The organism is Carnobacterium sp. (genome assembly GCF_040274425.1).
Window position 1 is genome coordinate 1 of record NZ_JBEMBC010000064.1, and the last position, 15,561, is coordinate 15,561.

The window sequence follows — 15,561 nt, forward strand, 5'->3', positions numbered from 1 at the left end:
TCGATTCCGGCCGCCGGTATACTAAAGAGCACCAAGAACGATTTCGTTCTTGGTGCTCTTTTTTTGTTTGAAAAAAAGTGTAATTGAATCCTTCACATGATAGGAATGAAACAACAAGAAAGTGGGATGTGCAAAAATGAATTAACTCAGGAGTTGTTTTATTACACAGAAACCAGCAGCTGATATAGCCCCATTGATAGGTGAATAAGGTTTAAATTCAATTTGTATTTTCTTCTCAGTTACTAATAAAGTACTATTATTTTCTAAGTAGTCGTTTATTAAATCTGAAAGTTGAGTTTCCGTAAATAATTCCCCGTGAATGATCATTTTATCCATATCAATCATCATCGACAAATTATTTAGTGTAATTGAAAGATACTTAATCGCATTGTGAAGTATATTTATGACACCTTCGTCTCCTAATTTGTAGGCTTGTAGGATTGTTTCAATTGTTAGATGAGATCGATTGGTTGCTAATTGTCTTAAGTAGGTACTGTCAGAGTTGTCAAAAAGGATTTGAGATTTTTTTATGATCCATGATTCACTTGTATAAGTTTGCAAACAACCTCTTTTTCCACATTCACAGAGCTCGCCATCAGGATGAACAACAATATGTCCGACTTCTCCAACTAAAACAGCGTTATCCCCGTAAAGATTATTTTGATAGATAGAGGAACAAAACATACCACGTCCTACATGTAAAAATGTAAAGTTACTCATTTTCTTATCAACGCTAAACAATCTCTCAGATAAAGCCATACATTGCACATTATTTTTAAAATAAATAGGCAAAACAATCTCAGATAAGAGCTGGTCTAGATTGAAATTTTCCCAAAACAGATTATTTGTTAGGATAGTCTGAGTTATTTCATCAAAATGTCCAGGTAGAGCAATACCAATAGCTTTTGGCTGATAAGCAGAACACTGTTTGATAAACAAGTGTAGTTCATCAATAAATAGAGTCTTTGTAAGATTACTTTCTGACAGTAGTTGGTTATATTGAATGGTTTTTTGTTCAAACAAACTTCCTCTATTATCAATAAGGCAATAAGAAAAGAATTTTTCAGATAATTCAACTCCAATATAAAAACTATGATTAGGAGAAATATCCAATAATATTTTCTTTCTGCCGGATTTATTTAATGGAGAACTTACTTCACCTGTTTCGTGAATCAGTCGCTCATTAATCAAATTTCCAGAAATCTCACTTACGGTTGCAGGTGTGATTCCTGTTTCTTTAGCAATATCAATTCTTGAAATAGGCCCTTTTGTATAAATTATATCTAATAGTTTGATTTGTAATGTGTTCTGTCTTTTTGTAAGTCTCATAATGTCCTCCTTTTCTTCACACAAGTATTATACCTCATTAATTATTTTTTATAAACAACTAATGCCTATTTTAAAGTTGACATTAATAAAAATGTCATTTATTATAAGGTTATTAGTAATTAAGTATTATTAATTTAAGATAAAAACATCGAAAACCGCATTAATTGATTATAATTTACAACCAATTATTTGTGAAAAGGAGGTATGGAACTTTTAATAGAAAGGGTTAGGAACACGATGTTGAAAGAATAGTGAACTACATATAGAGCAATAGTCAATTCTTTTACTAATAAATGATAACGTTATCATTCTCTGTATGTATTAATAGTACAAGTAAGATAATTAAAAAACATAAACAAGAATAGGGAGTTGCATTATGACAAAAAGATTTATAAGCGCGAATGCTTCAGAAATAATAAGTATGACAGCTAGTGAGCTGAAACAGAGTATTAAAGCAAGTGAAGGAAGAATTGTGATGTCTGAAAACGTCGTTGGAAGAGAACCTTTTATTGAAGACATTACAAATGCAGAAATTGCTAGAGCATTCGGTGCTGATTTGATTCTATTGAATGGAATAGATGTGTTAAATCCTAAGATTTCTGGACTAAGCAGTAGTGAAGAATCATTTGTTGATCAACTACATAAATTGGTTGGTCGTCCAATTGGTGTCAACTTAGAACCCGTTGATGAAGAGGCAACTATGGCAGAAGATCGCTTAACTATTGCTGAAGGTAGACAAGCAAATTCAAAAACGATCAATAAAATTGAATCTTTAGGATTAGATTTTGTTTGTTTAACTGGAAACCCAGGGACTGGCGTTACAAATACTCAAATTGAAAAAACAATTAGCGTAACGAGAAAGCTATTTTCAGGGTTAATTATTGCCGGAAAAATGCATGGAGCTGGTGTTTCAGAAAGTATCGTTGATTTAAAAACAGTTAAATCATTTATTAAGGCCGGGGCAGATATTATCTTAGTTCCTGCAGTTGGAACAGTTCCGGGTTTTGATGAAAATGAATTGAAAGAAATTGTTAAAGCTGTTCACAAAGAAGGTGCGTTAGTATTGTCTGCTATTGGAACCAGTCAAGAAAGTTCTGATGAAGATACAATCAAACAAATTGCAATACGCAATAAGATTTGTGGTGTGGATATTCAGCATATTGGAGATGCTGGATATGGAGGAATTGCTCCAGTAGAAAATATTTTTGCTTTAAGTAAAGCATTGCGAGGTATGCGCCATACAGCTTCAATGATGGCAAGGTCGATACACAGATAAATGTGATAAATCGAGATTTTGGTAAAGGGTAAGGAGCAATTAAGACAATATAAAGTTGATAGAGGAGGAGATTTGCTTGAATAATATTAATGGGTTTCTAGAACAAAAATTAATGCCTATTGCTTCAAAGATAGGAAATAATAAATTTCTTGTTGCTATACGTGACGGTATCACATTAGCGATGCCGCTGATTATCATTGGATCTTTATTTATGGTCGTTGCTAGTTTTCCAGTTCCAGGTTGGGAAAAATGGCTTGGTGAAATAGGTGTTGCTGATTTTCTATGGAAAGGAACAGACAGTAGTTTTGGGTTGATTGGCTTAATAGCCAGTTTTGGGATTGCTTATAGTTTAACCAATCAATTTGGAGTTGATGGCGTTCCATCGGGTATTATATCCTTATCTTCTTTCATCGTAGTCACTCCTTTTGTTACTTCTGATGCAGGTTCTGGGATGCCGACCACTTACATGGCCGCAAAAGGTCTATTCGTTGCTATTATCATCGGATTAATAAGTGGTTATATCTATCAGTGGTTTATTAATCATAATATTCAAATCAAATTACCAGAAACAGTACCACCTGCAGTGGCAAAAAGTTTTAGTGCGATTATACCAGGAGCATTTATTGTTACTTTTTGGTTAATTATCTATGCAATTTTAATAAAATTGAATTTACCGAACTTACATGATATTGCTCAAGTTGTTTTGGGAGGTCCTCTAGGATTACTAGGAAATAATGTGTTTGGTACTATGATTGTTGTAGGTTTGAATAGTTTGTTCTGGTTTGTTGGTATTCATGGAGGAAATGTAGTCAACTCGGTAATGCAACCTTTATGGATCGCAAATTTAGATGAAAATCGTGCAGCCTACCAGGCTGGAACCGAAATGCAACATATCTTTACTATCTCATTTATGGATAATCTTGTGTATATTGGTGGTGGTGGTGCAACGCTTGGTTTGGTTTTAGTGTTGGGTTATCTAGCTCGAAAGAAAAAAACAAGTAAGCAAACAAAAGTACTAGCTCCAATTACTGTGGTTCCAGGAATTTTTAATATTAATGAGCCAACTATGTTCGGACTACCTGTGGTATTAAATGTTATGTTGTTAGTTCCATTTATTCTTGCTCCGATGGTTAATGTGGTTGTAGCGTACTTGGCTATGGCATCTGGACTTGTTCCTTTGACTCGAACAGTAGCGTCTTGGACAATGCCGCCCATCATAAGTGGGTTTTTAGTAACCGGAAGCATCAGTGGTTCCATTTTACAAATTGTATTAATTGTATTAGATGTATTGTTATACTTGCCATTTTTCATTGCAGTCGAGAAGCGCTTTAAAGCTGAAGAATTGGGCGAATCAATGGATCATGAACAAACGCTTAAAGAGTCAGAAATATATGTAAAAGAATAGATAAATTAAAAAAAGGCTTAACTTCTGTTTAATACTAAAGTTAAGCCTTTTTTATTGTGTAAAATAAAGTTGTAAATACAAATTTATTTTATGTCTTTACATTTTAAATGAAAAGGGTTACAATTCTTTTGTAGAAAACATATTAAAAGGAGGAGATAAGAATGGAAGATAATAAATGGATCATAATGCTGGGGAATATGGCCAGTAAAATTAACAGCTATAAGTATATCATAGCTATCAAAAATGCTTTTACTGCTCTAATACCGATCATCATTACGGGAGCTTTTGCAACACTATTTTCTAATATGGTTTTTGATTCAACGAATGGTTTGGCACAAATAGATGCTTTAGCCTTTTTGGAAGAATTGAAACCGATTGCACAATCGATTAACTATGCAACAATGAATATGTTGACAATTAGTGCGGTCTTTTTAATAGGGCTGGAAATTGGTAATTTAAATAAGGAGAGCGGGTACTTTCCTGGTTTACTAGCAGTTATCAGTTATATAACCGTCAACCCAACAACTTTAGAATTATTAGTGGATGACAAGATGCGTGTAGTCGAAAATGTGTTATCTCGTAACTACACCGATACAAAAGGATTATTTTTAGGAATGTTTATCGCAATTGTTTCAGTTGAGTTGTTCACTTGGTTGGGCAAACAAGATAAATTAAATATAAAAATGCCTGACAGTGTTCCTTCCAATGTATCAAGAAGTTTTTCAGCACTGATTCCGACAATCTTAACCATTACCATGATTGCCACAGCAGGATTTGCTATTTTCCGTATAACTGGTATGTATCTATACGATATTATCTATATGGTTGTTCAAGCACCGTTAGAAAACGTTATGCAAGGATTACCTGGTGTTTTAATTTTGATGTTCGTGGCTCAGTTCTTCTGGGTTATCGGAATACATGGAAACCAAATGATCAAACCAATTCGCGAACCTTTGTTACTAGCTTCAATAGCAGTCAACACAGATGCATTTAATGCAGGTAAAGAAATCCCGAACATTATCAATATGCCTTTCTGGGACATGTACATGAATATTGGTGGTTCTGGTGTAACGATTGGATTGTTATTTGCTATCTTTATCGTTGGCAAGCGGGATGATATGAAAGAAATTGCTAAATTATCTATGGGGCCTAGTTTATTCAATATTAATGAACCCGTAATATTTGGAATGCCAATCATGTTAAACCCTATCTTAGCTATTCCATTTATCGTTACACCACTAATTACAGGTGTAATCGGTTATGTAGCGACTTATATTGGTTTTGCCGGAAAAGCAGTAGTGATGATTCCATGGACTACGCCACCAATTATCAGTGCTTACTTAGCGACAGCTGGTAGTTTGGGAGCAGTTGCGACTCAATTGATTTGTATAGTCGTTTCCACATTAATTTATTTACCATTTGTTAAAATTTCTAATAGTCGCCAACTAGTTGAAGAACCAGGTCGTACTGAAGAAGTAAAAGAATTAGATGAAATTACTATAAATGATTAAAAGGTTAAAAATTTAGGTTGTATGACAAATAGTGTTGGTGCATCAAACTAAAATTTCTTCTGGAATGAACGGGTTTGCTTGTATAGAGTCATGAGACCGCCTGAAGCTTATAACTTCAGGCTTTCAAGCCTCAAACAAAGCGTAATCGCTGAAGCGTCAACGCTCTGTAATTCGCATTGAATCCTTTACACGGCTACAAGCAACCCCTATTCCTCCAAAAATTTTGTATAATCAATTTTAGAAATCTACAAACACTAAAAATTATAGACCCTTTTTATGGAAATAATCGTTATCCATATAGATTAATTTTTGTAATTCGAATGGTTAATGAATCATAAAAAGGTCAACCGATTATTTGAATTGAAATGTGTGCTAGGATGAATAAGAAATGGTATACTTACAGGGGAAGCGTTAACGAAAAATAAAATACTACTAATTATGTAAAGGGTGAATTGAAATGAGCTGGAGAGAGACTTATCAACTTTGGGAAAATTTTAATGATTTAGAAACTGAATTAAAAGAAGAATTAAAATCTTTGAAAGATGATTCGGATACATTAGAAGATGCATTTTATGCTCCTCTAGAATTTGGAACGGCAGGCATGCGTGGAATCATTGGCGCGGGTGTTAATCGTATGAATGCTTACACAGTAAGACAAGCAACAGAAGGACTAGCACTTTTTATGGACAGTCTTGGAAATGAAACGCAAAAACGTGGGGTCGCAATCGCTTATGATTCAAGACATAAGTCTCCAGAATTTGCTATGGAAGCTGCAAGAACACTTGGAGCACATGGAATTCCGGCTTTTGTTTTTGAAAGTCTTCGTCCAACACCAGAATTATCTTTTGCTGTTCGTCATTTAAATGCATTCGCAGGAATCATGATCACTGCAAGTCACAATCCAGCAGAATATAATGGCTACAAAGTGTACGGAGAAGATGGCGGGCAAATGCCGCCTAAAGAAGCCGATGCTTTAACAGCTTATGTCCGAAGTGTCGAAAATATTCTTGAAATTGATGTGTTATCACAAGAAGACCTTGAATCACAAGGACTACTTACGATTATTGGAGAAGATGTAGACAGTGAATACTTAAAAAATGTGAAAAAAGTTACGGTTAATCCAGAATTAGTGAAGGAAATGAGCAAAGAGATGAAATTAGTCTATACGCCACTTCATGGAACTGGAAAAATGTTAGGTGAAAGAGCTTTGAAAAATGCCGGATTTGAATCTATTTACCTTGTTCCAGAACAAGCTGAAGCAGATCCTGATTTCTCAACAGTTAAATCTCCGAATCCTGAGGAGCCTGGGGCATTTGAATACGCCATCAAGTTAGGTAAAGAAATTGATGCTGATGTTTTAGTGGCAACAGATCCAGATGCTGACCGTTTGGGGATAGCTGTTAAGACTGCAGAAGGTCATTATGAAGTGTTGACAGGAAATCAAATAGCAAGCTTGATGCTACACTATTTATTGACTGCACAAAAAGAAGCTGGAACTTTACCAGCTAACGGAGTGGTTCTTAAATCGATTGTTTCGAGTGAGTTGCCTACTCAAATCGCAGATAGTTTTAATGTCAAAATGGTGGACGTATTAACAGGGTTTAAATTTATTGCTGAAAAAATCAAACAATATGAAGCAGATGGTAGTCAAACATTCTTGTTTGGTTTTGAAGAAAGCTATGGTTATCTTGTTGCACCATTTGTACGTGATAAAGATGCTATTCAAGCTCTTGTGCTGATTGCAGAAGTAGCTGCTTATTATAAACAAAAAGGCGATACATTATATGATGGATTGAAACAAATTTTCCATAATTATGGTCATTTTAAAGAAAAAACGATTTCCATCAGCATGCAAGGCATTACAGGAGCTGAAAAAATCAAAGCATTGATGGTGAAATTCCGTGAAGAGTCACCAAAAGAATTTGCTGGAATTGAAGTTGAATGGGTAGAAGACTTTTCACTCGCTAAACGTACTCTTCAAGATGGGACAATAGAAGATATTGATATGCCTACAGCTGACGTCTTGAAATACAAATTAGTCGACAGTAGTTGGATTGCTATCCGTCCTTCAGGAACAGAACCGAAAATCAAATTCTACATTGGAGCATGTGATGATTCAGGTGTAGAAATTGAAAATAAAGTTATTCGTCTTGAAGAAAGCATCAATTCAATCGTGAATGAATAAAAAATAACGGAAAAACAATGCAAAGTAACTAAATTTATACAGACCTCCAAATGTTAGACCAAAAATCTAACGTTTGGAGGTCATTTTTTTATGTAATCTAGAATACAAAAATGTCATAGCTTTGGCAAATTGACTAAGGATTGATTAAGTTTCAATGAAAAGATTGAGATAACTATACATGACACACCCGGAATGCTATAATGAGTTGGATGAAGTCCGAAGAACCAAAAGAAAGAGGCGAATAAGATGGTAGATAGTCTACAATTAGTCATTCTTACTGGAATGAGTGGAGCAGGTAAAACAGTGGCAATGCAAAGTTTTGAGGATATGGGTTATTTTTGTGTGGACAATATGCCGCCAAGCTTACTGCCGAAATTTTGGGAACTAGTTAAAGAATCTGGTAAATTAACAAAAATTGCTTTAGTGATTGATTTACGTTCGAGAGCCTTCTTTGAAGAAATCGTAACAGCTTTGGAATCAATGGACAATACCTCTTTTGTGACGACAAAAATAGTCTATTTAGATGCAAGTGATGAAGAATTAGTTTCTCGTTATAAAGAAACACGACGCACGCATCCTTTAGCAATGAATGGACGCCTTATAGTAGGAATAAAAAAAGAAAGAGAATTATTAGAAGACATAAAAGGGCGAGCACAAATTGTGATTGATACAACGAAATTGACGCCACGACAATTAAGAGAAAAAATCAATAGTAATTTTAAAACCGTTGACACGGAGTTGTTCAGAATTGAAATGGTATCATTTGGATTCAAATATGGCTTACCCATTGATGCAGATGTAGTGATGGATGTTCGTTTTCTACCTAATCCACATTATATTGATAATTTAAGACCGTTAACAGGTCAAGATAAACCTGTTTATGACTATGTAATGAAACAACCAGAAACAGAAATATTTTATCGTAAATTTACAGATTTATTAGAGTATATTTTGCCGGGATACAAAAAAGAAGGTAAAAACAACGTTACTATCGCAATTGGCTGCACGGGTGGAAAACATCGCTCAGTAGCCTTAGTGGAACGGATTGCTCAGAAAATTGAAATTGATGGGTATCCTGTTCATGTTACTCATCGCGATAAAGGGAAGGTTAAAGAATCGGTGAATCGTTCATGATACAAGAAAGAAAGAAAAATAGACCTAAAATTGTGGTCATTGGCGGAGGTACTGGATTACCTGTAATTTTGAATGGTTTAAAATCAAAAGAAGCAGATGTAACAGCCATTGTAACCGTTGCTGACGATGGGGGAAGTAGTGGGACGCTAAGAAATTATGCCAATATCGTTCCACCAGGAGATATTCGCAATGTACTGATCTCACTTTCCAATATTCCTGCTGCTCAAAAAGATATTTTTCAGTATCGTTTTGATACAAATGATAACTTTTTAGCGGGGCACTCAATTGGGAACCTGATCATTGCGGCTATGTCTGAAATGAGAGGGAGTATTTTTGAAGCCATTCAATTATTGTCTAAAATGATGTTGGTAGATGGACATGTCTATCCAGCAGCAGAAGAGGCATTGATTTTGCATGCCATTTTTGAGGATGGTTCTAAAATTTCAGGGGAATCAAAAATTGCCACAGAAAGAAAAAAAATAGAACGTGTGTATGTAACGACAACAGAAGATGATCATAAAGCAAAAGCTTCTAGAAAAGTCATTGCGGCTATTCATGATGCAGATATGGTCGTTTTAGGACCAGGAAGCTTATTCACAAGTATTTTACCCAATTTAATGATTGATGATTTAGGAAAAGCAGTCAAAGAGACTGAAGCAAAAGTCGTTTACATTTGTAATATAATGACTCAGCTTGGCGAAACCGAAAAATTTACGGACGCCGATCACGTATGTGTATTGCATCAACACCTAGATAAAAAATTCATTGATACGGTTTTAGTTAATATTGGTGAAGTTCCGGAAAATTATATGGATACCGAGCGCTACAATGAATACTTAGTACAAGTAGCTCATGATTTTAAAGGATTAGCTGAGGAAGTTCCTTCTATTATATCGGATGATTTCCTTGAATTAAGAAATCAAGGAGTCTTTCATAATGGAACAAAAGTTGTGGATGAATTATTTAAACTGGCTTTTGACAATAGAAGGTTAGAAAAAAGAAATAGTTACTAAATAAACGCATAAAAAAAGAAAGGGGGCTTACTCCATGTCTTACGCTTCAGAAGTAAAAAAAGAATTAACTCAATTAGAGGTTCATAGGGAGCATGCTAAAGCTGAATTAGCTGCATTAATTCGTATGAATGGAACGGTTGGATTAGTGGACAAAAAATTTATTTTAAATATACAAACTGAAAATGCAGCTATTGCACGAAGAATCTATGTGTTGTTGAAAGATCATTTTGATGTTGAAAGTGAACTACTGGTTCGACGGAAAATGAAATTAAAGAAAAATAATGTGTACATTGTACGGTTAAAACATGGAACGAAAGAGGTACTCTCAGATTTATCTATTATGGAAGGGATGTCTTTTCATAGCCATGTTTCAGATGAAGTAATGATGAATACTCAAAAAGTAAAATCGTATTTACGGGGCGCTTTTTTAGCAGGAGGATCTGTGAATAATCCAGAAACAAGTCGTTACCATCTTGAGATTCATTCAAGTTACGAGGAACATAACGATGATATTTGTCAAATGATGAATCAATTCGATATGAATGCTCGTACGTTAGAAAGACGCAATGGGTATATTACTTATTTGAAAGAAGCAGAAAAAATTGCGGATTTTTTAGCTTTAATTGGTGCGACAAGTGGCATGCTTAAGTTTGAAGATGTACGGATCATCAGAGATATGAGAAATTCAGTAAATCGTTTGGTCAATTGTGAAAATGCCAATTTAAATAAGACGATCGATGCTGCAAGTAAACAAATTGAAAGCATTAAATTTATCGATGATATGATTGGGTTAGATAAAATCCCAACAAAACTAAGAGAAATTGCGCTTGTGCGCTTAGAATATCCTGAAGTGACATTAAAAGAATTAGGAGAAATGATCCCTAGTGGAACGATCAGTAAATCCGGAATCAATCATCGGTTGCGTAAACTGAATGAGATGGCTGAAAAGCTAAGAACTAAGGAAATTACACGATCTACTGTAAGCAATTAAAAAATGCATGTACAGAGATATGCAAGAAATTTCTCGATATGAAGGGAATGATAGGCTTGGTCAGTCTAGAAATTCTGCTTGTTTTTTCATTATAACTGGGCTACACTGTAATAGTTGGTATTTTGACGTTTGTCAAAATAGGACAGCATCTTAAACAAGTTTGTTTGAGTCTAGTAGTCCCCTTAGTGTAATGGATATCACGTAAGATTCCGATTCTTGAAATGGGGGTTCGATTCCCTCAGGGGGCATTTGAGTATGAGGAAAATGTTGATTTAGCAACAATTTGAAATGTGTATCGCACATTTAACGCATATTATTGAAGAAAATACATGTAAAATTCAGACCCGAATTTCGTGGAAACACTTACGATTTTTGGATCTTTTTTTCTATCTCATTTCGTCCAAAAACAGTTCCTGGAATTTTCAGTGAATAGAAGTTTCAATAGAGTTCCTTAAATGAAACGAATTGGACTTATTTTACAATTGGCTGTATAATTCCAACTGTTAAAAAATCATTATTGAACTGTTAGTTAGATTAGATAGTTATAACTTGGGTGAAAGTATAAGCTGACAACCCATTACGGAAGGATCGATTAGTTAAAATGAAAGAAAATTTTTGGCAAGATTTGCCGCGTCCGTTTTTTGTATTGGCGCCGATGGAAGATGTAACGGATGTCGTGTTTCGTCATGTAGTGAGTGCAGCAGGCAAACCAGATGTGTTTTTTACAGAATTTACAAACACTGTTAGCTATTGTCATCCAGAAGGACGCGATAGTGTCCGTGGTCGTTTAACATTTACTGAAGACGAACAACCGATGGTAGCTCATATATGGGGAGACGAACCAGAACACTTCCGCCAAATGAGCATTGGTATGGCAGAACAAGGTTTTAAAGGAATCGATATTAATATGGGCTGCCCGGTACCGAATGTGGCAGGTAAAGGAAAAGGTAGTGGTCTTATCCGCCGTGCTGACATTGCTGCAGATTTGATCCAAGCAGCAAAAGCAGGGGGACTGCCGGTAAGTGTTAAGACCCGACTTGGCTATACAAATATCGATGAATGGCGTGATTGGTTGACACACGTTTTTGAACAAGATATTGCCAATCTTTCTATCCATTTACGGACAAGAAAAGAAATGAGTAAAGGCAATGCTCATTGGGAAATGATTTCAGAAATAAAAAAATTGCGTGATGAAATTGCACCTCAGACACTTTTGACGATCAATGGAGACATTCCGGATCGCGAAACAGGTTTAAAACTTGTGGAAGAATATGGTGTGGATGGCGTTATGATCGGGCGAGGCATTTTCCATAACCCTTATGCATTTGAAAAAGAACCAAAAGAGCACAGCAGTCGAGAGTTGCTGGATTTATTTAGATTGCACTTAGATCTTTTTGATCAGTATACAGTTGATGAACCCCGTTCATTCAGACCACTTCGTCGCTTTTTCAAAATCTATGTTCGTGGTATTCGTGGAGCGAGTGATTTAAGAGTGCAGTTGATGGAAACAGAAACAACAAATGAAGCTCGAGTATTGCTTGATGAATTTGAAGAAAAGAATAAGGATATTTTAGGGGAATAACAATGGGTACCTTACCATTAATAGTTTCAACTTTTATGGTGGATAAAAGGTAATGTAGATTATGATCATTTAGAAGCTTTTAATTTTTTGGATAATTTATTTATGTTATAATTATTTTATTGAAAGTGTTTAAATTGTATCAAAGTCTTAAGGTTATTTTTGTGATTAGAGTATGAATTCTAATCACTTTTTTTTCAAAATTAGCAAACGAAAAAAATTGACCTTTTTTGACCAATGGAGTAAAATACACTTAGTAACTCATAGTGTGAATAGTTTAGTTACACTATAAAAGAAACGAACAATTGAGGAGGAAACAAATTATGAATTTAGTCCCTACAGTAATCGAACAGTCATCAAGAGGTGAACGTGCCTATGACATTTATTCACGTCTTTTAAAAGACCGTATTATTATGTTAAGTGGCCCAGTAGACGATGATCTAGCAAATGCTGTAATCGCTCAGCTACTATTTTTAGATGCACAAGATTCTGAAAAAGATATTTATATTTATATTAATTCTCCAGGTGGTAGTGTGACTGCTGGTTTAGCGATTTTTGATACAATGAACTTTATTAAAGCAGATGTACAAACTATAGCAATGGGAATGGCTGCTTCAATGGGTAGTTTCTTATTGACAGCTGGTACAAAAGGAAAACGTTATGCGTTACCGAATGCTGAAATTATGATTCACCAACCATCGGGCGGATCTCAAGGGCAAGCTACTGAAATTGAAATTGCTGCTCGTCACATTCTTAACACACGTGAACGCTTGAATAAAATTTTATCAGATCGTACAGGACAGCCTATTGAAGTAATCAAACGCGATACTGATCGTGATAACTATATGTCTGCAGAAGATGCAAAAGCTTATGGTTTGATTGATGAAATCATGGAAAATAGTTCAGCATTAAGCTAAGCAGTGCAAACCTGTTTAGATAAGGCATACAATTGAAGAGTAAAGAAAAAAAGAGATTGGAGCAGCGCTTCGGTCTCTTTTTTTGCTCTATTGGTCCGTGGAACGACTAAATAAGTCGAATCCATTTAATTGATACAATATTATCTGTATAATGTAATTAACAAGTTAATGAGGGAGGATATTTAATGGATATTAGCAACATAAAGGCAGACAAAGTAAATACAACTAATGGAATTAAAATTGGAAGTGATGACGCGCCAGTTAAAGTGATTGAATTTATTAATTTAAAATGCCCATATTGTAAAATGTGGTATGAAGATTCAAAAGATATATTAAACGAATATGTTTTTGCTGGAAAAGTGCAGCGAATCATTAAACATTTTGATAAAGAAAAACCAAGTTTGAAAAAAGGAAATGTTGTACACCGTTATTTAGATTATTCAAATCCTGAAAAAGCGCTTGAAGATATCGATTTCTTTTTTGCTCACCAAGAAGAGTGGGGATATTTAGAATCGGTTGATGATATAGCTGCTTATGCAGTTGAGAAAAGAAATTTATCCTTACAATCAAATGAAGCAGCAGCTCAAGAAATTATCCAAGAAGCAAATGAAGCAAATGTCGTATTTGTACCAACAGTGTTTATTGATGAAGAAATTTTCGATGAACATATTACGCAACAAGAACTTAAAAACTTGATTGAAGCACGGATTTAAGAAATGGCTTGTGAAAAAGACATATCTTCTTCACGATTTTAATGAAAAACTTATAAACATAACAGTTGAAAGATTACTAGATAACTGGTACAATTAACGTTGTGAGAGATGGTAATAGTACTTGGTTTAGTACTGTTGTTGAATGATAAAAAAACAAGTACAGGAAACTGAAAGTTTGATTTTCATTTTTGATTCTCTTGTTTTTTTAAGTAACAATGGTCGCTAAACGACTAACGCGGTCACAAAGCGACCAACGTAGAAAGAGGTCGCTTATGCAAAATGTATTATCTGTTATCGAAGAAGTCATTCCAGATATCATGTATACACTTCAGAATCGTTACCAAATTTTGCGCAATGTCTTTTTATTAGGACCTGTTGGAAGAAGAGTGGTATCTGATCGTATGGGAATTACAGAACGTGTTTTACGTACGGAATCAGAAGGCTTAAAGAAACAAGGACTAATAAAAACTTCAAAAATGGGAATGGAGTTAACCGAAAAAGGGGAATCCATTTACCACCAATTAGATCAGTTAATGGGTCAACTGTTGGGGATGAAAGAGAAAGAGAAAAAACTCGCTTCTTATTTGGAGATTGAACAATGTGTGATTATTTCTGGTGATGTAGATGAACAGTCGAAATTACATGAAGAGATGGGCCGTGCTGCGGTAGAAGCTTTAGACTTTTTACTTCCAGAAGGCAATAATATCATTGCTGTTATGGGTGGTACTACTATGGCAGAAGCGGCAAATCAAATGAATGAAACTCTTTCTCGCAAAAGAAAGTTAATGTTTGTTCCTGCCAGAGGTGGTTTAGGAGAATCGGTCGATATTCAAGCTAATTCTATTAGTGCTTTAATGGCACAAAAAACGGGTGGCGAAAACCGTGTTCTTTATGTTCCGGAGCAAGTAAGCGTAGAAACATATAAACCGCTATTACAAGAACCGGGAATTAAAAAAACACTTAAGTTGGTTGACGATGCGAATTGTGTTTTATATGGTATCGGAGACGCTAAGCTTATGGCAGAACGCAGAGGAATGAACGAAGAGGTTCTAGCTCTGATTGAAAATAAAGCAGCAGTTGGGGAAGCGTTTGGAGAATTTTACAATCAGTCTGGTGAAGTGGTGTATAAAATTCCACGCATTGGTTTGCAATCTGATAAACTGGCAGATATTGCTAGTGTGCTCGCAGTAGCTGGTGGTAAATCCAAAGCGAAAGCAATTGAGGCTCATATGAAAAAAGCACCACGCCATACGTGGCTCATCACAGATGAGGGTGCTGCTAACGAGATTTTAACAGGGATAACCCTTTAAAATAAATATATTGCATGATTCCTAAAGGAGGAAATCTATTTATGACAGTTAAAGTAGGTATCAACGGTTTTGGACGTATTGGACGTCTTGCATTCCGTCGTATTCAAGAATTAGAAGGTATTGAAGTGGTAGCAGTTAACGACTTAACAGATCCAAAAATGTTAGCTCACTTATTAAAATATGATACAACACAAGGAC

Annotated in this window: 13 protein-coding genes and 1 tRNA gene; 13 read left to right on the plus strand and 1 reads right to left on the minus strand. The window is 35.1% G+C overall.

Translation table 11 applies throughout. From position 1 onward, the window contains the following. Positions 1 to 141 precede the first annotated feature (141 nt). Positions 142 to 1,329, minus strand: coding sequence for an ROK family transcriptional regulator (locus ABS911_RS11225; RefSeq protein ID WP_350467666.1), 1,188 nt, complete (start codon positions 1,327 to 1,329; stop codon positions 142 to 144). Positions 1,330 to 1,705: 376 nt separating this feature from the next. On the opposite strand from ABS911_RS11225, the gene ABS911_RS11230 reads away from it, so the two are divergent. The 13 genes from ABS911_RS11230 to ABS911_RS11290 all read left to right on the plus strand — a co-directional run. Then, the gene (locus tag ABS911_RS11230; protein ID WP_350467667.1) at positions 1,706 to 2,605 is read left to right on the plus strand and encodes a DUF7916 family protein; all 900 of its coding nucleotides are present in this window, start codon (positions 1,706 to 1,708) and stop codon (positions 2,603 to 2,605) included. Positions 2,606 to 2,717: 112 nt separating this feature from the next. Next, on the plus strand, positions 2,718 to 4,010 hold the full coding sequence (locus ABS911_RS11235) for a PTS sugar transporter subunit IIC (RefSeq protein ID WP_502880538.1): 1,293 nt from the start codon (positions 2,718 to 2,720) through the stop codon (positions 4,008 to 4,010). Positions 4,011 to 4,171: 161 nt separating this feature from the next. Next, entirely contained in the window at positions 4,172 to 5,521 is a 1,350-nt protein-coding gene (locus ABS911_RS11240; protein ID WP_350467668.1) for a PTS sugar transporter subunit IIC, read from the plus strand. A gap of 457 nt (positions 5,522 to 5,978) precedes the next feature. Continuing rightward, positions 5,979 to 7,706 carry a phospho-sugar mutase gene (locus tag ABS911_RS11245; protein ID WP_350467669.1) on the plus strand — a complete coding sequence of 576 codons (1,728 nt, stop codon included), beginning with the start codon at positions 5,979 to 5,981 and terminating at the stop codon, positions 7,704 to 7,706. A 246-nt stretch (positions 7,707 to 7,952) separates the two neighbouring features. Then, the gene (rapZ, locus tag ABS911_RS11250) at positions 7,953 to 8,840 is read left to right on the plus strand and encodes an RNase adapter RapZ (RefSeq protein WP_350451136.1); all 888 of its coding nucleotides are present in this window, start codon (positions 7,953 to 7,955) and stop codon (positions 8,838 to 8,840) included. Continuing rightward, positions 8,837 to 9,853 (plus strand): gluconeogenesis morphogenetic factor MgfK, encoded by a 1,017-nt coding sequence (gene mgfK / locus ABS911_RS11255; protein ID WP_350467670.1) that lies wholly within the window; start codon positions 8,837 to 8,839, stop codon positions 9,851 to 9,853. Before rapZ ends, mgfK begins: the two co-directional genes overlap by 4 nt. 34 nt (positions 9,854 to 9,887) lie before the next feature. After that, positions 9,888 to 10,844 carry a DNA-binding protein WhiA gene (whiA, locus tag ABS911_RS11260; protein ID WP_350467671.1) on the plus strand — a complete coding sequence of 319 codons (957 nt, stop codon included), beginning with the start codon at positions 9,888 to 9,890 and terminating at the stop codon, positions 10,842 to 10,844. Between the two features lie 176 nt (positions 10,845 to 11,020). Beyond that, positions 11,021 to 11,092, plus strand: a tRNA-Arg gene (locus tag ABS911_RS11265). 353 nt (positions 11,093 to 11,445) lie between these two features. Further along, a complete protein-coding gene (locus ABS911_RS11270; protein ID WP_350467672.1) occupies positions 11,446 to 12,426 on the plus strand; it encodes a tRNA dihydrouridine synthase in 981 nt (326 codons plus the stop codon). 320 nt (positions 12,427 to 12,746) lie between these two features. Continuing rightward, positions 12,747 to 13,340 (plus strand): ATP-dependent Clp endopeptidase proteolytic subunit ClpP, encoded by a 594-nt coding sequence (gene clpP, locus ABS911_RS11275; protein ID WP_013710060.1) that lies wholly within the window; start codon positions 12,747 to 12,749, stop codon positions 13,338 to 13,340. A gap of 185 nt (positions 13,341 to 13,525) precedes the next feature. Further along, positions 13,526 to 14,053: a DsbA family protein gene (locus ABS911_RS11280; RefSeq protein WP_350467673.1), complete on the plus strand. Its 528-nt coding sequence runs from the start codon at positions 13,526 to 13,528 to the stop codon at positions 14,051 to 14,053. Between the two features lie 272 nt (positions 14,054 to 14,325). Then, the gene (locus tag ABS911_RS11285; RefSeq protein ID WP_350467674.1) at positions 14,326 to 15,363 is read left to right on the plus strand and encodes a sugar-binding transcriptional regulator; all 1,038 of its coding nucleotides are present in this window, start codon (positions 14,326 to 14,328) and stop codon (positions 15,361 to 15,363) included. Positions 15,364 to 15,404: 41 nt separating this feature from the next. Beyond that, positions 15,405 to 15,561 (plus strand): glyceraldehyde 3-phosphate dehydrogenase NAD-binding domain-containing protein (locus tag ABS911_RS11290; protein ID WP_350452471.1); only part of this gene is annotated, 157 nt, incomplete at its 3' end.

Bases quoted from the DNA above. Each gene is read 5' to 3' on its own strand.
- ABS911_RS11225 (WP_350467666.1), bottom strand. From the start codon at position 1,329: ATGAGACTTACAAAAAGACAGAACACATTACAAATCAAACTATTAGAT.
- ABS911_RS11230 (WP_350467667.1), top strand. From the start codon at position 1,706: ATGACAAAAAGATTTATAAGCGCGAATGCTTCAGAAATAATAAGTATG.
- ABS911_RS11235 (WP_502880538.1), top strand. From the start codon at position 2,718: ATGCCTATTGCTTCAAAGATAGGAAATAATAAATTTCTTGTTGCTATA.
- ABS911_RS11240 (WP_350467668.1), top strand. From the start codon at position 4,172: ATGGAAGATAATAAATGGATCATAATGCTGGGGAATATGGCCAGTAAA.
- ABS911_RS11245 (WP_350467669.1), top strand. From the start codon at position 5,979: ATGAGCTGGAGAGAGACTTATCAACTTTGGGAAAATTTTAATGATTTA.
- rapZ (WP_350451136.1), top strand. From the start codon at position 7,953: ATGGTAGATAGTCTACAATTAGTCATTCTTACTGGAATGAGTGGAGCA.
- mgfK (WP_350467670.1), top strand. From the start codon at position 8,837: ATGATACAAGAAAGAAAGAAAAATAGACCTAAAATTGTGGTCATTGGC.
- whiA (WP_350467671.1), top strand. From the start codon at position 9,888: ATGTCTTACGCTTCAGAAGTAAAAAAAGAATTAACTCAATTAGAGGTT.
- ABS911_RS11270 (WP_350467672.1), top strand. From the start codon at position 11,446: ATGAAAGAAAATTTTTGGCAAGATTTGCCGCGTCCGTTTTTTGTATTG.
- clpP (WP_013710060.1), top strand. From the start codon at position 12,747: ATGAATTTAGTCCCTACAGTAATCGAACAGTCATCAAGAGGTGAACGT.
- ABS911_RS11280 (WP_350467673.1), top strand. From the start codon at position 13,526: ATGGATATTAGCAACATAAAGGCAGACAAAGTAAATACAACTAATGGA.
- ABS911_RS11285 (WP_350467674.1), top strand. From the start codon at position 14,326: ATGCAAAATGTATTATCTGTTATCGAAGAAGTCATTCCAGATATCATG.